The organism is Aliamphritea ceti (assembly GCF_024347215.1).
Classification (GTDB): domain Bacteria; phylum Pseudomonadota; class Gammaproteobacteria; order Pseudomonadales; family Balneatricaceae; genus Amphritea; species Amphritea ceti.
Window position 1 is genome coordinate 4,302,965 of sequence record NZ_AP025282.1, and the last position, 25,100, is coordinate 4,328,064.

General features: G+C 46.6%; 19 protein-coding genes. 11 read left to right on the forward strand and 8 right to left on the reverse strand.

Features of this window, described 5'->3' with window-relative positions:
* The first annotated feature begins 238 nt into the window (after positions 1-238).
* Genes OCU49_RS19525 through OCU49_RS19540 form a run of 4 tightly spaced genes read left to right on the forward strand, consistent with a single transcriptional unit; the run spans position 239 to position 3,406 of the window.
* Positions 239-1,210, forward strand: a complete 972-nt coding sequence (locus OCU49_RS19525; RefSeq protein ID WP_261842216.1) for a potassium channel family protein — start codon at positions 239-241, stop codon at positions 1,208-1,210.
* 24 nt (positions 1,211-1,234) lie between these two features.
* The gene (locus OCU49_RS19530) at positions 1,235-1,642 is read left to right on the forward strand and encodes a DUF350 domain-containing protein (protein WP_261842217.1); all 408 of its coding nucleotides are present in this window, start codon (positions 1,235-1,237) and stop codon (positions 1,640-1,642) included.
* 11 nt (positions 1,643-1,653) lie between these two features.
* On the forward strand, positions 1,654-2,238 hold the full coding sequence (locus tag OCU49_RS19535) for a DUF1190 domain-containing protein (protein ID WP_261842218.1): 585 nt from the start codon (positions 1,654-1,656) through the stop codon (positions 2,236-2,238).
* A 1-nt stretch (position 2,239) separates the two neighbouring features.
* Positions 2,240-3,406 carry a glutathionylspermidine synthase family protein gene (locus tag OCU49_RS19540; RefSeq protein WP_261842219.1) on the forward strand — a complete coding sequence of 389 codons (1,167 nt, stop codon included), beginning with the start codon at positions 2,240-2,242 and terminating at the stop codon, positions 3,404-3,406.
* A gap of 21 nt (positions 3,407-3,427) precedes the next feature.
* Here OCU49_RS19540 and OCU49_RS19545 read toward each other — a convergent pair whose 3' ends face one another.
* On the reverse strand, positions 3,428-4,474 hold the full coding sequence (locus tag OCU49_RS19545; RefSeq protein ID WP_261842220.1) for a helix-turn-helix domain-containing protein: 1,047 nt from the start codon (positions 4,472-4,474) through the stop codon (positions 3,428-3,430).
* A gap of 147 nt (positions 4,475-4,621) precedes the next feature.
* Here OCU49_RS19545 and OCU49_RS19550 point away from each other — a divergent pair, with 147 nt between their 5' ends.
* Complete coding sequence (locus tag OCU49_RS19550) at positions 4,622-5,617, forward strand: alpha/beta hydrolase family protein (protein WP_261842221.1); 996 nt, start codon at positions 4,622-4,624, stop codon at positions 5,615-5,617.
* 47 nt (positions 5,618-5,664) lie between these two features.
* Here the strand turns inward: OCU49_RS19550 and OCU49_RS19555 are convergent, their stop codons facing one another.
* The 3 genes from OCU49_RS19555 to OCU49_RS19565 form a co-directional block, all read right to left on the reverse strand.
* Positions 5,665-8,229, reverse strand: a complete 2,565-nt coding sequence (locus tag OCU49_RS19555; RefSeq protein WP_261842222.1) for a TonB-dependent siderophore receptor — start codon at positions 8,227-8,229, stop codon at positions 5,665-5,667.
* A gap of 195 nt (positions 8,230-8,424) precedes the next feature.
* Entirely contained in the window at positions 8,425-9,414 is a 990-nt protein-coding gene (locus OCU49_RS19560; protein ID WP_261842223.1) for a FecR family protein, read from the reverse strand.
* 10 nt (positions 9,415-9,424) lie between these two features.
* Entirely contained in the window at positions 9,425-9,982 is a 558-nt protein-coding gene (locus tag OCU49_RS19565) for an RNA polymerase sigma factor (RefSeq protein ID WP_261842224.1), read from the reverse strand.
* Between the two features lie 414 nt (positions 9,983-10,396).
* Here OCU49_RS19565 and OCU49_RS19570 point away from each other — a divergent pair, with 414 nt between their 5' ends.
* Complete coding sequence (locus OCU49_RS19570; protein WP_261842225.1) at positions 10,397-11,581, forward strand: HD-GYP domain-containing protein; 1,185 nt, start codon at positions 10,397-10,399, stop codon at positions 11,579-11,581.
* Positions 11,582-11,796: 215 nt separating this feature from the next.
* On the opposite strand, the gene OCU49_RS19575 is transcribed toward OCU49_RS19570, so the two are convergent.
* The gene (locus OCU49_RS19575; protein WP_261842226.1) at positions 11,797-14,979 is read right to left on the reverse strand and encodes a methyl-accepting chemotaxis protein; all 3,183 of its coding nucleotides are present in this window, start codon (positions 14,977-14,979) and stop codon (positions 11,797-11,799) included.
* Between the two features lie 388 nt (positions 14,980-15,367).
* Positions 15,368-16,036 carry a tRNA (adenine(22)-N(1))-methyltransferase gene (locus OCU49_RS19580; protein WP_261842227.1) on the reverse strand — a complete coding sequence of 223 codons (669 nt, stop codon included), beginning with the start codon at positions 16,034-16,036 and terminating at the stop codon, positions 15,368-15,370.
* Positions 16,037-16,466: 430 nt separating this feature from the next.
* Here OCU49_RS19580 and OCU49_RS19585 point away from each other — a divergent pair, with 430 nt between their 5' ends.
* The 4 genes from OCU49_RS19585 (at position 16,467) to OCU49_RS19600 (ending at position 22,218) form a co-directional block, all read left to right on the forward strand.
* A complete protein-coding gene (locus tag OCU49_RS19585) occupies positions 16,467-18,455 on the forward strand; it encodes a methyl-accepting chemotaxis protein (RefSeq protein ID WP_261842228.1) in 1,989 nt (662 codons plus the stop codon).
* Positions 18,456-18,835: 380 nt separating this feature from the next.
* Positions 18,836-19,756: a cytochrome-c peroxidase gene (locus OCU49_RS19590; RefSeq protein ID WP_261842229.1), complete on the forward strand. Its 921-nt coding sequence runs from the start codon at positions 18,836-18,838 to the stop codon at positions 19,754-19,756.
* On the forward strand, positions 19,753-21,105 hold the full coding sequence (locus tag OCU49_RS19595) for a GGDEF domain-containing protein (RefSeq protein ID WP_261842230.1): 1,353 nt from the start codon (positions 19,753-19,755) through the stop codon (positions 21,103-21,105). The genes OCU49_RS19590 and OCU49_RS19595 overlap by 4 nt, the downstream gene beginning before the upstream one ends.
* A 189-nt stretch (positions 21,106-21,294) precedes the next feature.
* Positions 21,295-22,218, forward strand: coding sequence for a DMT family transporter (locus tag OCU49_RS19600; RefSeq protein WP_261842231.1), 924 nt, complete (start codon positions 21,295-21,297; stop codon positions 22,216-22,218).
* Between the two features lie 79 nt (positions 22,219-22,297).
* Here the strand turns inward: OCU49_RS19600 and OCU49_RS19605 are convergent, their stop codons facing one another.
* Positions 22,298-23,026: a class II aldolase/adducin family protein gene (locus tag OCU49_RS19605; RefSeq protein WP_261842232.1), complete on the reverse strand. Its 729-nt coding sequence runs from the start codon at positions 23,024-23,026 to the stop codon at positions 22,298-22,300.
* A gap of 499 nt (positions 23,027-23,525) precedes the next feature.
* Here OCU49_RS19605 and OCU49_RS19610 point away from each other — a divergent pair, with 499 nt between their 5' ends.
* Complete coding sequence (locus tag OCU49_RS19610; protein WP_261842233.1) at positions 23,526-24,287, forward strand: ABC transporter substrate-binding protein; 762 nt, start codon at positions 23,526-23,528, stop codon at positions 24,285-24,287.
* A 163-nt stretch (positions 24,288-24,450) separates the two neighbouring features.
* Here the strand turns inward: OCU49_RS19610 and pdxH are convergent, their stop codons facing one another.
* The gene (gene pdxH, locus OCU49_RS19615; protein ID WP_376787898.1) at positions 24,451-25,083 is read right to left on the reverse strand and encodes a pyridoxamine 5'-phosphate oxidase; all 633 of its coding nucleotides are present in this window, start codon (positions 25,081-25,083) and stop codon (positions 24,451-24,453) included.
* Positions 25,084-25,100: the final 17 nt, after the last annotated feature.

The window sequence follows — 25,100 nt, forward strand, 5'->3', positions numbered from 1 at the left end:
CAAACGTTAGCCTAACGCCCAGCCGTTATAACCTGTTAAGAGTAAATATAAGGTTAACAGCTAACCCTCTTCCATCTTTGTATACGCCACTTCATACTGTTGAAAAATTTAGGTAAATTAGCGTCAGAAGACGCTTCTTTCTATTCATATTCTGAGGTAATCCGTACTAATGCCTTTGATCTTCAAAATTAAAAAGGCCTTTCTCCGACATTTTATGGATTTGCGGTGGTACAGCATTGTGCTGGCTATCACCTTCTATATCGGGCTTAGCTGGGGGTTACTTCAGCTTGCAGGGGAGCAGGCTCTGCTCAATGGGGCAGACTTCATTTACTGGATGATAGTGACAGCTTCGACTGTTGGTTACGGGGATTATTCGCCAACGACCGCAGCGGGTAAATACATCGTATCTCTGTTTGTAATTCCGTTCGGCTTAGGGCTGTTCGGTCTGGCTGTCGGCAGACTGGCCGCATTTGTTTCATTCCAATGGCGTAAGGGGTTGAAAGGTTTGAAAACGTTAGATTACACCAAACATATTCTGATCATCGGTTGGAATAATGACCGTACCCTGCAGCTTATCCAGCTACTGCTGAGGGAAATTGAATATCATCATGACAATCAGCGTGTCGCTCTATGCGTGAAAGCTGACATAGAAAATCCATTACCGGATCAAATTGGCTTCATCAAAGTAAACAGTTTCAACAATGATGAACAGATGGCCCGCGCAGCATTACAGGACGCCAGCTGTATTATCATCGATAATCCTGAAGATGATCTGACGATGACGACAGCGCTGTACTGTTCTGCTCAGAATCCTGATGCGCATATCATTGCCTACTTTAAAGAAGAAAGCCTGGGTAAGCTCCTCAAGGCGCATTGCCCAAATGTTGAATGTATGCCTTCGGTTGCCATTGAAATGTTGGCTAAATCGGCCATGGATCCAGGTTCAAGTGCACTGCACCATCAGCTGTTGGACGTACATAGTGGAATGACCCAATATTCCATGCAATACGGCGCAGACAAAGCCGTCACTGTTCGGGATATATTCCTAAAACTGAAAGAACAGTACTCCGCTACGCTAATAGGAATTTCAAGCAGCGGCTACGACTCTATTGAATTAAATCCCGCACTGGAACAATCCGTTTCGCCGGGAAGCACTCTGTATTACATAGCCGACGAACGGATTAACCAGCTTAACTGGAATACGTTTTAAGCCATACAGCTAAAGGATTAATGCATGCTCACATCACTCGCCGGACTCACCAACTTTGCGCTCTATTTTGCCGTCGCTATCGGCTTATTACTGGCGTTCAAATTTATTTATGCACTGATCACCCCTTACGATGAATGGAAACTTGTAAGAGAAGAACAAAACGTTGCTGCCGCCACCGGGTTCACAGGGGCAATTATCGGTTTCTCTCTGGCACTGGCGAGCGCAGCGGCAAACTCAATCTCACTACTAGACTTTGCCATTTGGGGCGTCATCGGACTGGTTGCCCAAATTCTTGCATTCATGATTCTTCGCTTTGTATTCATGCCAAAACTGGTACAGCGTATCAAAGACAACGAGATTTCAGCTGGCATCATGCTCGGTGGTTTGTCGGTTGCGGTTGGTTTATTAAATGCGGCCTGCATGACTTACTAAAGGACACAGACATGAAACGGACCCAAGCCATAAACCTGCAACGGATGCGTAAGCGCTTAAAGCCGCGCCTTAAACCGCTGGTTGTCGCTGTATCTTCAGTCATGTTGGTGTCCTGTAGCGACGTAGATGTTGAAGTCTATGAAACGGTTGCTCAGTGCATTGCCGAGAATCCTCTGATGCTTCAGGACTGTGAAGCTGCTCATCGCCATGCCCAGTCAGAATCTTTTCGTACCGGGCCTAAATACCAGACAGAGCCAGCCTGTGAAGAAGAGTTTGGCGACGAACAATGCATCCCTTACAACGTACTAAACAATCAGACCTGGTTCATGCCTGTCATGGCAGGATTTCTGTTCTATAACGGTAATGACTGGGACGATGATGATTACATCTCAAGCCCGTTATATAGCTCAAAGTCCCGCCGCTCCAAAGTGTTTGGTAAATGGACCAGTGCCGATGGCATCGTTTATGGAAAAAAACGCTTTGGCACAATCAGCGTAGATAAAAGCAGCTTTAAGTTAAAACCTACGACTACCCGGACGCTTTCCCGGGGAGGATTCGGTCTGAGTGTCGCTTCCCGTTCCAGCCGGGGAGGCTGATATGCAGCGTCATCTAAGCAAGGAACGCCCTGGCTGGCAAAGCAGAGCAGCTGAATTTGGTTTTACGTTTCACACTATGTATGGCGAACCATACTGGGATGAATCCGTGTATTACCAATTCAACCTGCGTCAGATCGAAAATCATATTGAAGACCCTACAGAAGAACTCCACCAGATGTGTCTTGCAGCGGTGGACAAAGTAGTCGCCAGCGAAGAACTTATGACCAAGTTTCAGATTCCCAGCACCTACTGGGACTGGATCAGAAACTCATGGTTACGTAACGACCCAAGTTTGTATTCCCGTATGGATCTGGCATACAACGGACAGGGTCCGGCAAAACTTTATGAAAATAACGCCGATACGCCAACCAGTTTATACGAAACCGGCTTTTGGCAATGGCTCTGGCTGGAAGATAAAATAAACAGCGGTGACTTACCCAAACAGGCTGATCAGTATAACTCTCTTCAGGAAAATCTCATCGGACAATTCCGGGAAATTCGTCAGTCCCGCCTGGATTCAACACTGCACTTTGCCTGCGCCAAAGATACCGATGAAGACCGCGGCACAGTGCAATATCTGCAAGACTGCGCCAGTGAAGCAGGCATTCGCAATACATTCACCTATATAGAAGATATTGGCCACGGTGTAGGCGACGTTTTTACCGATATCAACAGCGAACAGATTCGCTGGATGTTTAAACTCTACCCATGGGAATTTATGTTACGGGAAGAGTTTGGCGACTTATTGCAAAAGTCTGCAGTCTCCTGGCTGGAACCGCCCTGGAAAGCCCTAATATCCAACAAAGCGATTCTGCCACTGCTGTGGAAAATGTTTCCTGAGCATCCGAATTTGCTGGCATCATATTTCGAAGAAGATATGCCATCATCCGGGCTAACCCGTTATGTGCGGAAACCTATTTTTGCCAGAGAAGGCGCTAATGTCAGCATACATATAGATGGCAAACAGACCGAAGCATCGGAAGGCCCTTACGGCGAAGAAGGTTTTATTTATCAGGAATACGCCCCTCTGCCCCGCTTTGCAGATAATCACACTCTTATCGGCTCCTGGCTGGTTAATGACAAACCCGCCGGCATGTCTGTGCGGGAAGATGCCAGCCAGATTACTCAGGACTTATCCCGTTTTGTACCACACATCATTCTCGACTGAACTCCCACTTTAGATGCCCCTTCAAGCTTTAGTTACCTGTTGTGACTGACGCCATTGTCCTGGGTTTGCACCAGTTAATCGCAAAAACTCCCGGTTGAAATTAGATTTCGTCACATACCCAACGGCGAGCATCACCTGGGTGATGCTTTGCTCAGTGCTTTTAAGTAACTCACAGGCAGCGCGTATTCGGTAGCCATTCACGTATTGAGATACATTTTTCTGCGTTTGCTTGTTGATCGCCCTGGAAATTTGTCGCGCAGGCACTCCACATTTGCGCGCCAGCATATTCAGATTTAGCTGTTCATCCTGATATAACAACTGAGTTTGCATCTGAAACTCTACCTGAGTGAATATAGCCGCCAGATTTACATCATCTGTTACATCTTTAGCCTCTGAGCATGGCAGTTCAATACCTTCATCAGACTGCCCAACATTATTCCCCGCTAAACTGGCCGCAAAACTCAGTAATAACAGAGCAGGTAAATTAGCCAGGGCAACAATCAACCCTGCACTGTTACCCTCGTAAAAACGGAAATCTATCGATACTGCGCTATCAACTAAGACAAAAAACACCATCATCACAGCAGTCACCTGCAGAGCCCGATAGCTGGATATAGCCTCAGAAAAGCGCACCGCCTTCAAGGAATTGGGCCCCGCTAACATCAAACGAAACAGCAACACCGCATAAAAGCTGAAAATCCCGATTAACGTAATATCAATCCACGCCGGATAAAAAGCGATTAAACACAGAATAAGAAATACCGGAATACTATGTTGCCAATCTGCGGCAATAAGCTGACTGTTTGCCTGCGATAAACGACGAAAACTCAGCCAGGCCAAAGGCCCCCACAAAGACGCCAATAAAGACTGCAAGGGCAAAACACTCAACATGTCATAACCCCAACGCAGACCAATTAACACCGACGAAACGGCATACAAAACCAACAATGCAGTAAATCCATGATCCGCAGAGAGCCACTTTTTACCTCCCTGAGAGGTATATAGCTTTTGCAATAACAAAATGCAGATCACAACAGTAATCACAAAAGGAACAGGGATAAATAACATATACGCCTCAATAGAACAGGGAGCTAACAAGCCCGTAAACATAGCCTGAAACAGGTTTCAGGACGACCTGAATCATGAATCAGGACGTACAAAAGCATCAATACATGAATACTACAGGCTGATTCAATCAATCAGGTAGCAGCTATTATGTTCAAAAAAATAATGCTGATTAGCAGTATAATCATCATGTTTAATCCGCCACTGATGGCAAGTGGATTTCAGCAAACAATAATCTATGATCCGGCTGATACAGCATTCACAATTGGAATCTGGTATCCATCATCCCAAACAGCTCCCACAAAAATTAACACGCCGTTTCGTCAAAAACTTGCTCTAAACGCGCCATTACAAACAGGCCATTACCCGCTAATAGTTATGTCTCACGGCTATGGTGGCTGGCTGGGCAGTCATGCTGCCACCGCAAAAGCGGTAAGTGACGCAGGGTACATAGTGGTAGCTCCGACCCACACCGGTAATAATTATCAGGATGAAAGCTACCCTCCGTCCCGATGGATGCAAGATCGCCCCCGGCATATCAGCCTGACGCTAGACTATATGACAAAGCAGTGGCCTGACCGACAGCAATTAGATACAAAAAAGATAGGTATTTTTGGTTTTTCAGCAGGAGGATATACCGCACTGGTCAGCAGCGGTGCTATACCGGATATTCGCGAAATTCAGCGCTACTGTGCGGACAGAAATATTCCACTAACGGAAACAGTCTGCCATTTGGGAATACGCTCAGATACAAACCTATCTCACCACAACTTTAGCAATGCGCTGAGTGACTCAAGAATTACCGCTGCCGTTGTAGCGGCTCCCGCATTAGGATTTGGCTTCACGAAAGAAAGTCTGGAAAACATCCATATTCCCATACAGATCTGGGCTGCACAGAATGATCAAAACGTGCCTTTCGTCAGCAATATTCAACCCTTAGAAAACATGCTGAGCAGCAACGCTGAGTTCATAACGATTGATCATGCTGGTCACTTTATTTTTATCCCACCCTGCAATCCCGAATTAAGCACCGCCAATCCAGCTGTCTGGAAGATGGTATGCACTGACGACCCCAAAATTAATCGCACATCTTTCCATAATGACTTCAACCGTCAACTAATCAGTTTTTTTGCTAAGCAACTGTAATAAAAAGGCGACCGGTAACGGTCGCCCCAAAAACACCTGCCTGAGCATTAAAACTCGTAACGGGCCGTCATGTAAAAGGTACGGGGATTACCCACATTAATCCGGTACGCGTCTCCGCTGCCATTAGCAAGAAAGTGCTTTTTGTCTGTCAGGTTTTTAATACCCGCCTGTAACCGCAAAGTCTGCTCATTACCTAATGGGATGTAATACCAGCTAGCGGTATCAAAAATCGTGTAAGAAGGTACCTTAAAGGTGTTGGCATCGTTACCGAAACGCTCACCAACGTGTTCCATTCCCAATCCAAAACCAAGTCCGGCCCAGTCTCCCCCCTGAACTTCGTAAGATCCCCAAATCCGTGCTTTGTGTTGCGGGATGCTGTAAGGACGATTTCCTTCATTAGCCGTAGACGTACCACTGACGCGTACAATCTCACTGTCCATATAAGAATAAGAAGCCAGTACATTCAGGCCCGGAACAAACTGCATAGTACTGCTGATATCCAGGCCGCGAGTTTGCTCTTCACCATTAAGATACGCCACCAGATTTTCGTATCTGAGCACATTCTCACGCGTCAGATCATATGCAGCTGCAGTAAAACGCAGTTTGTCATCCATAAAACTGGTTTTAACCCCCAGCTCGATCTGCGATGAGTCTTCCGGTGCAAGTGATTCAGACGACGCAGCAGATCCCGCTGTAACACCAATATAGTTAGGCGTAAAAGATTCACTATAAGATGCATACACCGCAACCTCGTCGGTAATATCGAACATCAGCCCCGCCTGAGTACTGATGTTGTCATTATTGGTTTGAGTACGGCTGACTTCCGGCGTTGCCAACTTATCAAACCCTTGCTGGCCAGAGTTACGGGCCCGGTAATAAGTCGTGCTGGTTTCATCAATTTCAAACCGGTCATAACGGATACCTGTCAGTAGGTTCAACCTGTCTGTTAGGTGTGCCAGGTTTTGCATCGAAAGACCAAATTCATCAATGGTTTCTTCGCTGTCGTTTAGCAGTGTCTGTGCCAATTTCTGATTAGCAGGCTGTACAGAACTGTTAATATCTATCACCGACAGGTCATACACATATGCACCAAAACCGCCGGGAATCAGCGCCGCCGGAGTATCCGTTAGTGCTGCACCATCGGCATCCTTTACCTTCCGGCGGGTAAAATTCCCTCCCAGATACAAAGTATTTTCGATTCCACCAATCTGATAATCCCCACTAAGGCTGTTAGACAGGAACAAATCACTTTCTTTAACATTCGGGTTAGTATCGGAAATACGTACTAACTGCCCGTTAGATTGAACAGAATTTCGATTCAGCCCCGCCAACGCAACATTCAGAAAACCACTACCCGCAGGTACGGAATTCAGACCGGCAACCGGTCGAGTCTGATAATCATCAAATTTCTTTTCGTAATAGCCAAGCTTCAGACGGTTCGTCCAGCCATTATCCAGCTCGTGATCCCAGTCGAGCTGAATGCGGCTATCTTCACTTTCCCGCTTATCGTGCTCACTGCCCAAACGGCGCTCAATGGGAATATCCGCAATGCTGATATTGCCGCTGGCATCTGCCACCGCTACGGTACCCCGGTCAATTGGCAGCTCCTGTTTGGCGTAATTCAGCCGCAAAGTATAGGTATTCTGATCATCAGGTGTGTAGCTGATAGATGGAGATATGCTGAAACTCTGTCGTTCGGAAGGGAAGGTCCCTTCTGTAGTTGTTACTTCCCGAAAAGTTTCGGTCTCTTCTCCAGACATTATCAAGCGATACTGCAGGTCTTCCGATAGCGACCCTGTGCTATCAAGTACCAGTTTTTGCTTTCCGTATTCATCTAGCTCCAGCTGAATAGAGTTTGCCTGTTCCACTTCCGGTTTCTTGGTAATGATATTCACCAGACCACCCGGACTTACCTGCCCGTGCAGTACCGAAGCAGGGCCTAAAATGACTTCTGTGCTTTCAACATTTGCTAAATCAATGTTGTAACGGTTACTAACCGGATTCCCATCAACAAACAAATGGCTGCTGGTAAAGCCGCGGATATTTACCTGGGTCTCGGTTCCCCCGAACCCATGAGCCCGGGTGACACCTGCCGCATTCACCAGCAGTTCATTCAGATCATTTGCATTCTGGTCCAGTACCAGTTGCTCCGGCAATACCTGAACTGTCCGTGGCAACTCATCAATATCCGCAGGAAATCCTGTTGCAGATGAGGCTTCATCAAACTCATAACGGCTTAGTGCAGTACCATATATCACCGCCACATCAGCTTCGTTTGCTACATTTTTGCTATTCTGAACAGCAGCATCTACAGGCGTAATGATCAGCTGCTTGCCATCATTAATCTGAAACCGAAACCCGGTATTTTTCAGTAAATGTTCCAGCGCCTGCCCAACAGTCATATCCGCATCAAGTGCTACAGCCTCTTCCTGAAACTGCCCGGCAGGCATCAGCACAATCAAACCTGCCTGTTCGGCGACATTGATTAAGGAGCGCTGCAAACTCTGCACGGGTACAGCATTCTGCAGTTGATGGATTAACACATCCTCTTGCTGTGCCGAAACCTGAGACGAAACGCCCAGAATTATTGCTGAGCACAGCAATGAACGCATAAAACTTTTCCGCAAAACAGCCTTTCGCAAAGAACCTGATGCAGATGAAACATTTACAGAAATCTGGCTGGGTGCCATGACCTGAAACTCCTGACAACAAAATAAATATCAAAAATACAAATACAAACAATTCGCATTACTTAATATTAAGTACGTTGCCGAGTTACAGTTACCCAACCCTATACAGAAAAAAATTTAACGGTGTAATAAAACCAATGACTCTGAGAACGCTACGTGCCTGATCCCCAGTATTTTCTGCAACATTTCCAGTGTTGTCGACAGATCATCAAGGGGTAATATCCCACTCACTCTGGCATCCAGTAAACGGGGATCAACGGAACGGATTACCGCTGAATAATGGCGGTTAAGCAAGGTAACCAGTTCACTGACTGGCATATCCTCAACACTGACAGTCCCCCGCCTCCAGGCAGGCCAGTACCTTGTACTTCCTGCCTGCACCTCTATTACTCCCTTACGATAGAGCAGCTCCTGACCTGCAGTTAGCCTTACCTGATTAGCGCCAGCCCCGGCATCCACAACACCTTCGGTCAGAGTCACTATTACCTGTGATGCACTCAGACTGACGTTAAACGCAGTGCCTACTGCAGTCGTCAGCGTATCCCCGGCCTGCACCTGAAAAGGCCGTAACGGATCATTAGCCACTTCAAAAAAAGCCTCGCCCCGATGTAACGTGATCGTTCTGCCGGTTGGAGTCATTCCCACGTCTACTGCTGAGCCACCACTCATATAAAGACGACTGCCATCTTCCAGCAAATACATGTCCTGCCGGCCACTGGCAGTCATATAATCAGCATCATTAAGAGGCACTAATGCAGCGCCGGGTATAAATACCATCAACACCAACATTACAAAGCACAACAGAGCTCCTGCTCCATAATAAAATTTCCGTGGCCGCACCCTGTCTGCAAAACCGGCAACATTTACACTTTCGGGCAACACAGTCGCAGCAGCTTCATCTACCCGATCAATATTATCCCAGAGCAATAACACCTCCAGGTAACGACTTTCATTTTCCGGATGACTATCTTTCCAGGCAGAAAAAGCTTGTTTAAGGCGAACATTATCCGGGTCAGTCTGCAATTTGAGAAACCAGCCCAGTGCTTCGTCCTGACTGGCTGTGTCGTCTTTATGACTGGCTTGCGCAGAAGCGTTTATCTGTGACATTTGGCGTCCCTTAATTCAGATCTTTCAACAACGCGTGACGACATTTCTGCAGCGCGTTTTTTAAATGCTTTTCAACCATAGTTTGCGAAATCCCCAACTCCCTGGCGACCTCACGTAGTGGCATTTCCCTGAACCGGGCCAACAATAGCGTTTCTTTACTGCGGGGCGGTAACTGCTCAATAGCTGCATGTAAGCAATCAATTTCCCGCTGCTGAGTAATCTTTTCCAGCATTCCCGGGTCATCAGACACCCATTCTTCCAGTATCTCATCAGATTCAGTTTCAGGCTGGCGCTGGCTGGCACGCAAATAATCCACAGTAACATTACTGGCTACTTTGTGAATGAATGGCTTTACCTGACGAATGGTATCCAACGCTGGCATACGAGATAAACGAATAAATGTTTCATGCAGTAATTCTTCAGCGATATGGCGATGCTTTACCTGCCTTTGAATCTGTAACAGTAATGACTGCCGGTATTGCCGATACCAACTGTCCAACGCGCCGCCTTGCTGGCTTACCTCTTCAGGAGGCTTATCCAGCACGACATTATATGATTGACTGCCCATTCGCTTATTACCAAACCCAATACAGAGTTGCGATACAACATCGCAGCGGCGCACCCAAAAGTAATAGACTCGGTTACCGGGCGCTGTGATTTTTTAAATTCGGCGCACAGGATACAAGAGAGCAATTCACAAATCATCAAAAATGATAACCATTAGCATATGCAACAGATAATCAATTCTTTTAAAATCTTCAAAATTTAACACTTAACCGACATTCAATGTGCAGATCATGCCCAAACTGGGGTTTTATCATTGAGTATTATTAAAATCGGCCGTTAATATGAACATAGAATGAATAGAATATACGTAAATAATAATAATTATCCGGCTCTCACCTCTGCGTTCTTTCAGTTGTAGTGCCCAGAAATAGTACCCAGGTGTACAGCTGATGGCCGGACCATAAGCAGAATCTGCATGACAAACACAACAGATGAGCACGTAAAGCAAAAAGTTACGCATAAAGATGTAAAAGCTGGTGAGGCATTAAGCTGGGATATCTTTTCCGCTGGCGGATCTTTACTGCTATCTAAAGGGCATGTCATTAAAAGTGATGACCAGATAGGTCAGCTGATCGCCCGGGGAGCTTGCTACTACTGCTCCCCTGAAGAAGTGACAGCAACTAAACAACAGGGCCGTGATCCGAACGAACCCGCGGTGAGTTTTCTCATCATCGATACCCTGCTCAATCATCTTAACGGTGCGTTTAGTATCCTGCACGAGCCAGACGATTCTACCTTTATAAACCGGATAATGCGTATTGCACTGGACATACAGTACGCCTGTGATGAAAACACCGATGCAATGGTAGGCAGTATTCAGCTTAATCAGGTAGCGCCCAACTATCTCGCGCATCCTCTGCACAACGCAATCCTCTGCGAAGCAGCCTGTCGACGTCAGGGTAAAGGCCCTCTGGATCGCTTACCTATTCTCGTCGCCGCCCTGACTCAAAATATAGGGATGCTGGAAATTCAGGAAAAAGTTTTTCATCAGGAAGAAGCACTAACAGCTGAGCAGAAAAATATTATCGATGCACATCCGGAACGTGGGCATGAGTTACTCGTACAGCATGGTGTTACAGAAAAACGCTGGCTCACTGCTATTTATCAACACCACGAACGTATTGATGGCAGCGGCTACCCAAACGGCATCAGCGGTGAAGAACTGAGTGAAGACGCCAAGTTGCTGGCAATCACCGATAACTACACCGCCCTGATTCGTCCCCGCTCTTACCGTAGCCGGATTCTTCACAAAGACGCACTTCGCCAAATACTGCAACAACGCGGCAGTTCAATTGACGGGGATCTTGTCACCCTGTTAATCAATGCTATTGGTATCTACTCACCAGGCAGCCTCATCATCCTGAACAGCGGAGAAATAGGCATAGTTACCCGGTTGACCAAGAAACTTGATGAACCGCTGATTCGCCTGATCAGTAACGCACAGGCGGAATCTGTTGAAATAGGTGATGAAATGGCAACAGGTGGCGAGACCGGCGTCATCGTCAAGAATATGCTCTGTGCTAAAGAACATCAGCACCTGCTAAAAGATCTGGGAACAGTCTGGCCAATGCAACACCCCTTAGCCAGAGATGAAATGTAGTTATCAGATCGCTCATCCCCCCTCCCCTTAAGATGCTTAAAAATCGTAAATATACCCATCAAATAAGCCTGCACATCACTTCTGAGCCCCTCCCCCAAGCGGAGAAAAAGCAGATGTAAAAAGCCCGCACAGGTAAAACCAGTGCGGGCTTTTTTATCAGTGTTAGTTAGCCGCTATAGTTAGCGGCTCTTCCACTAAGAGAATGAAGACTTAGCTCAAAACTCTTCCCATTCATTACCCGCGTTCTGTGCAAAATCAACCGGACGGCTGGTTTTAGCCTTCACCGGTGATTCAACAACCCGCTGTTCATTGGCCGATCCCATCAGCTTACTCAGCGCTTCGCTCTGAGGTACCGCAGCCGTCTGATCATTTCCACCTACCGAGAAGAAGGCAATCAGATCCATCATCTGTTGTGCCTGCTGGTTGACCGACTCACTCGCCGCTGCGGTTTGTTCCACCAGCGCTGCATTCTGCTGAGTGCCTTCATCCATTGAGCCAATGGCAATATTTACCTGCTCGATACCACTTGCCTGCTCCTGGCTGGCAGCAGCAATTTCAGCAACGATATCGCTTACTTCTTTAATAGATTTCACAATCTGTTCCAGTGATTCTCCGGACTCACCAACCAGGCGGGTACCTTCCTCCACTTTCACAACACTTTCGTTAATCAGATCTTTAATATCTTTTGCTGCACTGGCGCTACGCTGTGCCAAACTGCGCACTTCCGATGCAACCACAGCAAAACCTCGTCCCTGCTCACCGGCACGGGCAGCCTCAACCGCTGCATTCAGTGCCAGCAGGTTAGTCTGGAATGCGATTTCATCAATAACGCCGATAATTTCAACAATTTGCTTACTGCTCTGATTAATCGTCGACATTGCTTCAGCAGACTCACCGGCAACCCGGCCACCCTGCTCGGCCTGATCTCGCGCACCACTGGCAAGCTCGTTTGCCCGACGCGCATTATCAGCATTCTGTTTCACTGTGGCAGTCATCTCTTCCATACTGGAAGCGGTTTCTTCCAGGCTCGCAGCCTGATCCTCAGTACGCTGACTCAGTACCGTATTACCCTGGGCAATTTCACCGGCACCGTGATTTATTTGCTGACCACTGGAACGGATATTCATCACCGTACCACTCAGTTGATCCATAGTGGCGTTCAGTGCCTGATCAAGCGCCTCAAACTCGCCCTGGAACTCGCCTTCCATACGCTCCTGCAGGTTACCTTCCGCCAGCTCAGACAGTACCCGACGTACCTCCTTAATTGGCACCACAACAGTATCAAGCATCTGGTTTACACCATCACTGATGGTTTTCATGAAACCGTCGTAGCTTGTGGTATCTAAACGATCATCCAGCTCACCGGCAACTGAACGGGCAATCAGTGCTTCGATCTGTTTCTCGGCATCCAACTGTTCAGTGATATCGCTCCATTCAACAACAGTACCTAAACGCTGGCCTACTTCATTCACAACAGGATTAGCAATCAGGCTGAAATGACGATCTCCAATCTGAATATTTTTGCGATAAGTAGAGGTAACTTTCTCTAACACCTGACCTTGCTGGTCAGAGCCTTTAAAGAACATCTCGAACTTAGCACCCTGCAAAGCATCCACATCGAAGTCTGGTAATTCCTGACGTATCGCTTCTTCAGCATTACGCATCATGCTAACGACAGCAGGGTTAACATAAATGAGCTCACCGCTGTTATCCGCCAGCATGACATTACTGGATACGTTATCCAGAGCAACTTTCACACGCAGAGCTGCTTCAGCTTTTGCCCGGCTCTCATTCAGTTCACAGCCCAGTTTAATTTGCATACTGGTCAGGGCACGCAATACATCGCCAGTTTCATCCTTCTGGCTCCGGTCTACCTGAGTCGTGAAATTGCCACCGGAAATCGCTTCGAACATATTAATAGCAGTACTCAGTGGCTGAGTAATGCCCCGCACTGTCCGCCAGTAAAGGAATAAGGCTAACCCGATAATCAGCATTACCACACCCAGCTCAATGCCCTGAGTTATGCGCAAATTATTTACCCGGTCAGTAAGCAAGTAATTCAATTGATGTTCAGATTCATCAAACAGAGCAAATACATGATCAATGACCTCAGTACCCTGAGAGAAGTAAGCAGTACTGGCAATGCTCATCCGTTGCGACAGTACCTGCTCATCAACAAGTTTCAGGTATTCTGTCGCTTCACGCACAACTTCATCCACATCACCTTTAAGAAGTGTTTTCAGCTGAGGGTTCGCTTTAAACAGTGACTGATAACGGTCTTCCATATCATGAACCGTTTTTTCAGCCTGGCCGTGCATGACCAGAATTGCATCGCGTTGGGATTCACTCATAACCCCGCTGGCAATCGCAGCACTGCCTGTTCCGCGCATAATACCGAGTGTATTCGTCAGTGGTAACAATTCATTCACTGTCAAAGTAATCAACAATGAAGAATCCTGGTTTGGATCAACAACCATTCCCGACTTATCCGAAATATGTACGACAAAATCAAATAGTGAATTGATAATGGCACTATGGCTGGCAAAACTTTGCTGAGCATTCAGACTACTCAAACGATTTTCCAACGCAGACCATTGCGCTTTAAGCGACTGCCACTCAGTGCTTAACTTCAGTTCAGAACCGTATTCAGCATTCACTGTATCAATGGCGGTAATACTGCTGGCGATACTATTTTTCAATTCTGCCAGCCGCCCTGACTGACTGACATCCCCAGCAAGATAGGCAGCGGTTCGTCCGCGATGCTCAGCTATATTTTGCTGCAAAGTACGTAATGGCAAAATAAATTCAACGCCGTGTACTTCATCCTGTGCTTTAGTAATTTCATGGTTTTGATCGACCACCACCATGAACAGCAGCGCCAACAATGGAATCAACACCATTGCCAGAGAAAATGATAATTTCTGGAACAATCTCCAACGGGAGAAAAAATTAAAACGCTGCCAGCGACGGGCTGCATGTAAAGTGGCTTTACCGGCATTGATATTGCGGTACAGAGTATCTGCTTCGTCTATCTGCTGGCGGCTGGGTTTAGAACGCACAGACATATAGCCACTGACATGGCCATTTTCTTTAATCGGTGTCACGTTAGCCTGAACCCAGTAATAATCACCGTTTTTACAACGGTTTTTTACCATACCGATCCAGGGCTCCTCTGAATGGAGAGTGTCCCATAAATCCTGAAATGCAGCAGGCGGCATATCCGGATGCCTAACCACATTGTGGCTTTGGCCAATCAGTTCATCTAGCGTGAATCCACTAACATCCACGAAGTCCTGATTACATTCGGTTATGACTCCCTTCAGATCAGTCTTGGAGACCAGCTCCTGACCTTCCTGCATTACGACTTCCGTTTCAGTAACCGGCATATTGATCTTCATGCACACTCTCCCATGCGTTTTCCCAGCAATCAGTCCAGACTTATTTTTTCTGCTTCCGTATCCCTGAAGGAACATCGTCCAGAGCATCTTTTACGATATGATCAGGCTTCACCTGAACCCGGCTTACTCCGGTCATCCCGGGTAAACAACGGTTCACATCCGCATACAGCATAGGAGGGTTAACGTCGCTTTGAATAGCAACATAACCATTTGATTGACCATTTTGAGGGGAGAAGTTTATTTTTACTGAGTTTTGTTAACTTAGCCTTACAAATCATCAAGGTAAATCAACTCATTCTGATGACGAAAAAGTCCATTTACAAAGCATCCTTCAATTCTCAGCACAGCATTACCAAAGCAAAACAAAATAAAACAACGGGTTTCGTAATCAAGAACCATCTGGTAATAACACTTTATATGCCTGCAACGCATCACTGACATCCTGACGGGGATTACTGGCCATTCGCTGATAATGATCCAACGTCTGTTGCAGATAAGCCATATGCATATCATCACTGAAATCCCACATGCTATCCCCAACCAAACTTATCGGCTGGCCGGCATTTACTGCCACATGCATAATTTCATAATAATGCTGTTTTTCCTTAAGCAAACATTCACTGACCATCCCCAGAGAGAGCCCTGCCAGTGCCTGCCGAACTTTATAGTTGTGATATACAGGACAAAGCAAAAACTCCAACGGTAAATGTGGATGAGCCTGTCGAATTGCAGACACTAGCTCTATCAGTAAATCACCACCCACACCGGCAATAATAATTAACTGTGGCTGCTTATTCTTTGCATGTTTTTCCAATGGTAAGTCAGCAACATCCATACAATGTACTTGCCAGTTCTGATCCGCGTAATACTGCTGAAGCCTTGTTTCCAGTTTTGTCATTAATGCAGGCACTACATCCACAAAATGAACACAGTCAGCGCGACCGCCATCCAGTAATAACTGTCCCAGAAATCCATGATCACAGCAGCAGTCCCAGATATGCGAATACCGCTCACGAACCATTAAATTTAGTTGTTGAATACGCAGGCTGATTTTCACCGGGAATTACCATTAAACAATACAAAAAGGCGCGTCAGTTTAACTCAGTCAGGCGGGCACGTCATAAACCGATTCAAAGAAGGTATGTAACAGCACACCCATCAAGCTGCAGAGTAAACAAACCAGTAACAGGCATTCAACTTTAGTCGATACAATTTGACTTTAATCAAAAATTGAGCGGCAAAATCATGTCACAATTATCTAATACGTATTGTTTTATAAGAACTTTTTAAACTGAACACGAACAAACACAATTTGAGTAATAAACGTACAATCAACAATTTAAATGCACTATATATAATGTATTATTTTGCTATGTAGCACGCTAAGTAACGTTGGTACCTCACGACCAGCCAAACCTATGCAGTCCAACACAATCAACATGTTGTTTTCATAGATTAGGGCAATTCCCCCTCCCTAAGGAGCTGTTATGTCATTTTTCAGAAACCTTTCGATCCGATCAAAACTACAGATCATTATATTGCTTCCCTTAAGTATTCTGTGCCTGTGTATGATCAGTATTCTGAGCGATAAATACACTGTCGCAGAAGATTATGAGGAAACCGCACATTTGATAGAGCTATCTGTCGCGGCAAGTGAGCTGGTCCACGAGATCCAAAAAGAACGGGGCGCTACCGCTATTTATCTGGGTAGCCAGGGTAAACGGTTTAAAACTGAATTGGGTAATCAGCGTCGTCTGACTAATACAGCGATGAAGGCCTACAGACAGGTTGCTACTAAAACGCTTGACGAGTACCAGGAAGACTCATTACAGCAGCCATTAAATGCCATAAGTTCTGATCTGACCCAGCTAGAGAGCTTACGCGGAAAGATTTCATCATTGAATGTGCCGGCGCCTCAGGCAATTGGTTTCCTGACAGCCCTGAACGGCAAGATGCTGGCAATTACATCAGACCTGTCTGGTATGGTTGACGACGTTACTATCTCGAACCGCGCTTCCGCCTATTACTACATGATGCAAAGCAAAGAACGCGCAGGCATCGAGCGTGCAGTATTAAGCGGTGTATTCGTTAGAGACACAGCCACCGCTAAACAAAAAGAAAAGTACATTTCCCTGGCTGTTGAACAGAACGCACTGATGCAGGTTTTCCAAAAATTCGCCACTCAGTCTAATCAGCAAACAGTAAACCGCTTATTGCAAAACCCTGCTGTGGCAGAAGTTAACCGGATGCGTCAGGCAGCCTGGGCAGCTGATAGCGGCTTCGGAATTGATGCTAATGCCTGGTTTAAGCAATCAACCGCGCGTATCAATCTGCTGAAGCAGGCAGAAGATGTGCTTTCAGGTGGCCTGATTACACTTGTGACAGATAAACAATATGCGGCTAATAGTACACTCTACAGCGTACTGGCTGCCGCTTTACTGATCATCAGTGCAACCATTGCACTGAGTGTAATGACGCAACGTCAGATAGCACTGCAGTTAAAAGACATTATTGAAGGCCTGACCCAGTTAGGCGAGCACTCCAACCTGCGGGTTAAAGTTACTCCGCGCAGTGAAGATGACCTGGGCCGCCTGGCAGTCATTTTCAATAACATGGTTGATGGCATCCGCAAACTGGTAGATGACATTCAGCAAGCCGGCCACAGTATGCAAAACACTGTTGATACCATGCAGAATGTATCCTCTGATGTACGCACCCAGATGGTCAGCGGTCAGGATCAGACCAACATGGTTGCAGCAGCCATGTATGAAATGGCAACTTCAATCCAGGAAGTCGCCACTAACTGCTCTATGGCTGCAGATCAGTCTAATGCAACCAACATTTCTGCAGAATCCGGCAAGCAGTTGCTGCAAAAAACCCGTGAAGACGTTAACACTCTGGACGGCACTTTACTTGAGACCCGAGACATTATTGGGCAGGTCGCCAGTGATAGTGAAGAAATCGGCAGTGTACTGGATGTCATCAAAGGCGTTTCTGAACAGACAAACCTGTTGGCACTGAATGCCGCAATCGAAGCAGCCCGAGCCGGTGAACAGGGCCGCGGCTTTGCAGTCGTCGCTGATGAAGTCCGTACACTGGCACAACGCACCCGCGAATCAACCATTCGTATTGAAGAAATGATCGACAAGCTACAAAACGGCAGCCAGAAAGCCGTTAACGCTATGACTCAGAGCCAGGAAAAAGCGGTCGCGACCCATACAAGTATTGGTTCTCTCGTAGAGCAGCTCACCGCCATCATCGATCAGATATCTACAATCAATGATATGAATACCCAAAATGCGGCAGCAACTGAAGAGCAGTCAGCCACTGTTAATGAAATTAACGACAATATTCAAGAGATTCAGCAACGTTATAATGACAGCGCCGATAGTATGACTCAGCTAAGCAGCAGCTCTGATGGTGTACAGGACACATCTCAACAGCTCACTGCCAGCGTACAACGTTTTCAGGTATAAACGGGTAACTTATTGAATACGCACATGAATACCCAAACTGGGCTATTCATGTGCTTAAAATACCAGATTTTATTGGGCAACATTACCTGTACACTTTGCGCGGGTATTGAGTCATTCCTTCAGACACTAACCAGTACGGTTAACCTGACGTGGAAAATTCCTGATAGCGTTTCTAATCTGAATAGATACACCGAACAGCTAACTGCCAGGCAGACGCTCTTCAAACGGGTTACAGCGGAGTTTACGTAACCAGATGTCGTCCCGACATAAACAATACCGCAGTATGGATACTGATCAGTTTAAACCGATAAATATTACTGACACATACGGATCATCAATTGCGGCAGAGAGAACTACCCCTAATCTCCCTGATATGGATATTGGCTTTACAGCTTTTACTGGCTGGGCTTAGCCATGCCCGCGAACCGCTTGCTCCGATTCAGCTACCTCAAACAGTCACACCAGAGATGTTGCTCGGTAAGCAACTCTTCTTTGATCAAACTTTATCTGCAGACAGCAAGACAAACTGTGCAAGCTGCCATCTGTTTAACCATGGCGGTAGCTATCCTAAAGACAAAACGCCGATGCATGACGGCAGCAAAAGCCGATATAACTCTCCATCTATTTTTAATTTATCGCAAAACTACCCGCTTGGCTGGGAAGGTCAGTTAATCTCCATGCAAGAACAAATGCACAGCCTGGTCGACCAACAAGTCAAAATGGGACTGAGTTGGAGCACAATCGAAACCCGGCTACAGCAACAACCTGAATATGTAGAACGTTTTGCAAAGCTTTATCCACAGGGCATCACCCGGGAAACTATTACTCAGGCGCTGGTGACTTATGAAATCGCTCTGACTACCCCAGCTCCTTTCGATGCTTACTTGCTGGGCGACACTAATGCGATCAGTGAAGACGCAAAACTGGGCTATGAACTGTTCAAACGTTATGGCTGTGTTTCATGCCATCAGGGTGAAAAAATCGGCGGAAACTTACTGCAAAAAATAGGCGTTATAGAACCCTACGCTTATGATCCGGATGACAGTTCACTGGCAAGTCTGGGGCGCTATAACACCACCGGCAACAAAGCTGACATTCAGGTATTTCGTGTTCCCAGTTTACGTAATGTTGCCGATACTCCCCCCTATTTTCATGATGGTTCCGTCAGTACCCTCGAACAGGTTGTCAGCCTGATGTCCCGCCACCAGCTTGGACGGGAAATTCCAGAAACTGATATTAAACTTATCGTGGCATTTTTAAACAGCCTTAGTGGCTCGCCTCATCCGAAATTAATGCCATGAATAACCTGCAAAGCAGAATAATAGTTAGTATTTTAGTGGCCATTCTGGGCCTGACCCTGTTATTCCTGTTTGTTCAGGACCAAACCAGTTCAGAACGCCACCAGCAAGCTGAAATCAATCAATATATCAGCAAGTTAGAACAACTGGATGCGAAGCTTGAAAAGCAAATTCTGTTGATGGACAGCTGGTATTTCCGTAGTTATGACGATCTGAATTCAGTTTATTCACAATACAAAGCTAAGCTGGCTTCTCCACCGTCGCTGCCTGAAACCCTGGCGCCCTGTATTCCAGAATTACAGGCTAATCTGGAAAAGAAATTTCCACTTATCGAACAGCTAAAATCAAATAATGCCTTACTGCGGAATTCATTGAATTATCTGCCAAACCTGATTGAACTTATGTTCAAAGGTTTGGAAGACGCCAAACGGCAACGCAAAATTTCGGCTGAAACCAATACTTTGTTTCGTAATTATTTGCAGAATGAAGTGATTCAGAGCCTGACGAATCAATTGGTAGATTACCGCCTGGAAACTCAGCAGGTGGTGCCTTATAGCGGATTACTGCCTGACGAGTTACAGCCACTATGGCAGAACATGCTTAAACATCTGAGCCGGCTGAATATGCACCGGGATAATAATATCAAACTCAGTCAGCAGCTGGATAACGTAGCCATGCAGCCCAAGATTGAGGCGTTTAATAAACTTTTTTCTGAACATCTGGCCTTCCTTGATGAACACCGTGAACAGCAACAAACCTGGCTCGCTGTTTATGTATTAGCTGGTCTGCTTCTTATCAGCGTGCTTATCTATGCTTTACGCCACTACCACGAACAGCACTATTTCCACAAAACAGAATCAATGACCGATACCCTCACCGGTCTCGGTAACAGACGTTTACTGGAACATAAGCTGCCCGTACTGTTCAATGAAGCCAAACGCAACCATACCTCACTGGGGATTCTGTTTATCGACCTTGATGGTTTTAAAACAGTTAACGATACGCTTGGCCACCAGCGGGGTGATGAACTGCTTCGACATATAGCTAACGAGTTACAACTGTCGTTACGGGAAAATGACCTGGTCATCCGTTTTGGCGGTGACGAATTCGTACTGGCTATCGCTAACGCCAATAAAGATATTCTCGAGCGTATCGCTAAAAATACTTTACGGCTTTGCAGTACCCGCCTCGAAGAAAATATTCAAGTCAGCGCCAGCATTGGAATCAGCCACTTCCCGTCTAATACCCGTAACATGCACGAACTGGTCGGGCTTGCTGACAAAGCTATGTATCAGGCGAAGCAGGATGGTAAACAATGTGTTCGCTTTTATGATCCGGAACTGCACAGTTAATCGACCTGGCGCCTGATCAACAACCTTAACAACTTGTCACGAGTTACAAGTTGTCTCTGCCCGCAAAAATTTCTCCGGCAATGTTTGCCAGTCGTTACCGTCAGATCGTATTATCAGTGATCGCTGCTCCTGAACACTGTCCAGCTCGCACAAAATAAAAACACAGAGATCTCCTAAGGAACACTGCTAATGAATCAGGCGTTGTCACTCGCTCCGGCTAAACTTAATCATGCCATTGGTGCCATAATCCTGGCGGTGTTTGCTCTGTCCCTGGGCGATGCACTTATCAAAGCTCTGAGCTTGTCATTCCCACTCTGGCAGCTGTTTGTCATGCGTAGCATTGTTGCCGTAATTCCGCTTATTTTACTGATTCACTTCATGCCAAAGGAACAGGGATTCCGTGCTCACGCGAGAGGCTGGGTGGCCCTGCGCAGCCTGATGCTAACCTTACAATGGGTCGCCTATTATGCCGCCCTGCCCAGCATTGATCTTTCAGTAGCCGGCGCAACTTTCTATACATTGCCACTGTTCATTACTCTTTTTGCAGCCTGTTTTTTAGGCGAGCAGATTCGGGCACTCGGATGGCTGGCTATTGCACTCGGCTTTAGCGGTGTATTAATCATGCTGCGCCCCGGTGCAGATGATTTTAGTCTGACGGCCTTATTACCTCTGGTTGGCGCGATTCTCTATGCACTTTCAATGGTACTAACCCGGGCAAAATGCCAGCAGGAAAGCCCGCTGGTATTAGGGCTGAGCTTGCACCTGACTATTTTTGTAGTCGGCGCTGTAGCCAGCATAGGTTTTCCCCTACTCTGGCCTGAAGCACTTGAGAGCACCGGTAATCAGTTTATATTTGGAGCCTGGACGGAGATGGGAATCGTACAGTGGCTGGCAATGAGTGCACTGGCAGTGGCAGCTGTGGTCGGTGCTGTTGGTGGTGCATATGCATATCAGAATGGGCCAAGTGCCACCATAGCAACCTTCGACTACAGCTACCTCGCCTTTCTGACTCTCTGGGGAATTCTGTTCTTTGCCGAAATTCCTGATGGTTACACTATAACTGGTATGGCACTTATCGTAGCCGCCGGTGTACTGGCTGTCCGGCAAAAATAACCAAAGCACAACAGATGTTATACGCATAAAAAAGCAGCCAACCGACTGCTTTTTTTGTTTTCCTTACTTTGCCTTACCCTTAATCCCGGAAAGACGGATCCTTTTTTTCCAGCATTGCTTTCAACTGCTCGAAATGCGCATCCCCGGCACCTTTGAACTCATCCCAGCTGGCAGCAGTTTCTTCAGCAAGGTCATCCGGTAACACGTTCAGTGGCTGTCCGGTTGAGTACGCCAGCACCATCGTCTTGCAGGCTTTTTCCAGATAATACAAACTCTCAAATGCTTCCGCGACGGTTTCGCCCACAACGCTAACGCCATGGTTCCCCATCATCAGGGCTTTCTTACCTTCAAAGGTATCCATGATCCGCTTACCTTCTTCATCACTTGTCGCAATCCCCCCGAAATTAGTATCGTAAGCAATGCGGTTAAAGAACCGTGCCGTGTTGTTATCCAATGGCAAAATGCGCGGGTCTTTAAGCGTCGACAATGCAGTCGCATATGTTGAATGCACATGCAAAATAACCCGCGCCTGAGGAAATGCTTTATGTACATTACCGTGGATTGCCCAGGCCGATGCATCCGGTGCTTCGTCGGTTTGCATGATGCTCTCGTCTTCGCTATTCAATAACTGCAAATTACTGGCAGTAACATTGGCAAAATGCATCCAACGACGGTTCATCAAAAAGCTTTTGCCGTCCGCAGACACCGCTGCACTGAGATGATTAGCAACCGATTCATGCATATCAAGTTCATGAATCAGCCGAAATGCGGCTGCCAGATCGATTCGTAACTGCTGTTCCTGAGACATAGATTCCTCACTCCCGCAAAGCGGCCGTCACCTGTTTAGCACAGGAATATTTTATTGTTCGTTTAGGATTGTCCTACAATCTACATTAAACTTTTTCACAGCTCTATATACACAGCCATTTTTTGCAAAACATGTCGGGAGCGCTCAAGCATGTCGCCGGCAGGCAATTTATTAGAATAAACGTCTGCCTGGCACTGCCTTCCAGACATAAAAATATCTTCCGATATATAAGAGTAAAGCTTTGTAACTCACTGGTAAGAATTATCTATACACTGACAAGCTAAAGACTAAAAGTCTGATCAATAAACACACAATTCATGATTATTTAATCCTTTATACCAACAACCTATGGCAATGCCTTGAATCTATTGCTATAAAAAAGTCTGAACATAAACAATATGTTCAAAATGTGCTTAAAGAACTTAACAGTCTATATGCGCGAAAACTGTTGTTATTCCAAGTCGCAGGATAGGCTGTCATAAACAACAAGAGAACGGTCATGCTTAACCCATACGATTTTGATTCTGTCGGCCGACATTTAGCGCCAAGCGGTCGTCTTCGGGTAGCAATTAATCTCGGCAACCCGGTACTGGCACAACGTAACCCTCATACCAATGAACCTCAGGGTATTTCTGTCGAACTCGCCAAACGTCTGGCGAAACAGCTCGGCCTGGTGATGGAAATTATCGAGTACGACGCAGCCGGGAAGGTTGTCGACGCACTTGATAGTGAAGACCCTGCAGACCACTGGGATCTGGCATTCCTTGCCCGTGATCCGCTGCGGGGTGAAACCATCGGTTTTACCCGCCCTTATGTCGTCATCGAAGGCTGTTATATGGTTCGCAAAGACAGCGAAATCGATAACAACCTGGATCTCGATCAGCCCGGTATGCGCGTCAGCGTAAACAAAGGTGCTGCCTATGACCTGCATCTCAGCCGTAACCTTGTTCAGGCCGAAGTTGTCCGTGCCGAATCAGGTGAGACTGCAGTCGGTCTGTTTGTTGAACAAGGTCTGGATGCTGCGGCTGGCGTACGTCAGTCACTCACCCAGATTGCGGCTGACAATCCGGACCTGAAAGTGCTGGACGAGAACTTCATGACAATCGATCAGGCCATGTGCGTACCAAAAACCGTACTCTGCGGGAACAACTGTATCGCCCAGGAATACCTGCAGGATTTCATCCGCGAACAAAAACGCAGTGGTTTCATCCGACGCTGGTTAAACAGCAATGGACAACACGAAGTAACGGTTGCTGACTGAACATTGAATATTTAAGCCATCTGAATAGATGGCTTTTTTATTATGTAACTGTCTTTTTACAGGCTGGAAACAGACAAAAAAATACCCGCGGTTAACGGGTATCGATAAACCTTGTTCTGCAAACTCTTAGCTTTAGTTAAATACTTTAGCTAAGGAACTCGTCTTACGGTGCCAGCCGCTCAATTTTCCAGCTGCCATCCGCCTGTAAGTAATACTTAAAACGGTCATGTAAACGGCTGCCGCCACCCTGCCAGAACTCAATCGTTGTCGGCACTATTCTGTACCCACCCCAGAAATCCGGCAGTGGAATCTCACCTTTAGAAAACTTATCTTTCATCGACTTAAACTGCTGCAGCAACATCTGTCGCGAAGACACTGGACGGCTCTGCTGAGATGCCCACGCAGCTAGCTGGCTCTCCTCCGGGCGGGAAGCAAAATATGCCAGTGACTCGCTGGTCGGTACTTTTACTGCCTCACCACATATCTTTACCTGACGCTCTAGCGCATGCCACGGAAAATGCAGGCTCACTTTTGAATTAGCGGCAATATCGTCCGCCTTACGTGAACTATAGTTTGTGTAAAAGACAAAACCGTTATCATCCGCACCTTTCAGCAATACAATCCGCTGTGACGGCTGACCATCGCCATCTACTGTCGCCAGCGTCATAGCTGTCGGATCCTGCATACCGGCATCAACTGCCTGCTGCAGCCAGATATTAAACTGCTCAAAAGGGCTCACAGCCAGCTGCTCGCGGCTCAAACCATCCTGTAAATATTCTCTGCGGATGTGATCAATGTTCATGCGAATCTTTA

Excerpts from the sequence above, each read along its gene's own strand:
- OCU49_RS19530 (WP_261842217.1), top strand. The coding sequence starts at position 1,235 with ATGCTCACATCACTCGCCGGACTCACCAACTTTGCGCTCTATTTTGCC.
- OCU49_RS19535 (WP_261842218.1), top strand. The coding sequence starts at position 1,654 with ATGAAACGGACCCAAGCCATAAACCTGCAACGGATGCGTAAGCGCTTA.
- OCU49_RS19540 (WP_261842219.1), top strand. The coding sequence starts at position 2,240 with ATGCAGCGTCATCTAAGCAAGGAACGCCCTGGCTGGCAAAGCAGAGCA.
- OCU49_RS19545 (WP_261842220.1), bottom strand. The coding sequence starts at position 4,474 with ATGTTATTTATCCCTGTTCCTTTTGTGATTACTGTTGTGATCTGCATT.
- OCU49_RS19550 (WP_261842221.1), top strand. The coding sequence starts at position 4,622 with ATGTTCAAAAAAATAATGCTGATTAGCAGTATAATCATCATGTTTAAT.
- OCU49_RS19555 (WP_261842222.1), bottom strand. The coding sequence starts at position 8,229 with ATGCGTTCATTGCTGTGCTCAGCAATAATTCTGGGCGTTTCGTCTCAG.
- OCU49_RS19560 (WP_261842223.1), bottom strand. The coding sequence starts at position 9,414 with ATGTCACAGATAAACGCTTCTGCGCAAGCCAGTCATAAAGACGACACA.
- OCU49_RS19565 (WP_261842224.1), bottom strand. The coding sequence starts at position 9,982 with ATGGGCAGTCAATCATATAATGTCGTGCTGGATAAGCCTCCTGAAGAG.
- OCU49_RS19570 (WP_261842225.1), top strand. The coding sequence starts at position 10,397 with ATGACAAACACAACAGATGAGCACGTAAAGCAAAAAGTTACGCATAAA.
- OCU49_RS19575 (WP_261842226.1), bottom strand. The coding sequence starts at position 14,979 with ATGAAGATCAATATGCCGGTTACTGAAACGGAAGTCGTAATGCAGGAA.
- OCU49_RS19585 (WP_261842228.1), top strand. The coding sequence starts at position 16,467 with ATGTCATTTTTCAGAAACCTTTCGATCCGATCAAAACTACAGATCATT.
- OCU49_RS19595 (WP_261842230.1), top strand. The coding sequence starts at position 19,753 with ATGAATAACCTGCAAAGCAGAATAATAGTTAGTATTTTAGTGGCCATT.
- OCU49_RS19600 (WP_261842231.1), top strand. The coding sequence starts at position 21,295 with ATGAATCAGGCGTTGTCACTCGCTCCGGCTAAACTTAATCATGCCATT.
- OCU49_RS19605 (WP_261842232.1), bottom strand. The coding sequence starts at position 23,026 with ATGTCTCAGGAACAGCAGTTACGAATCGATCTGGCAGCCGCATTTCGG.
- OCU49_RS19610 (WP_261842233.1), top strand. The coding sequence starts at position 23,526 with ATGCTTAACCCATACGATTTTGATTCTGTCGGCCGACATTTAGCGCCA.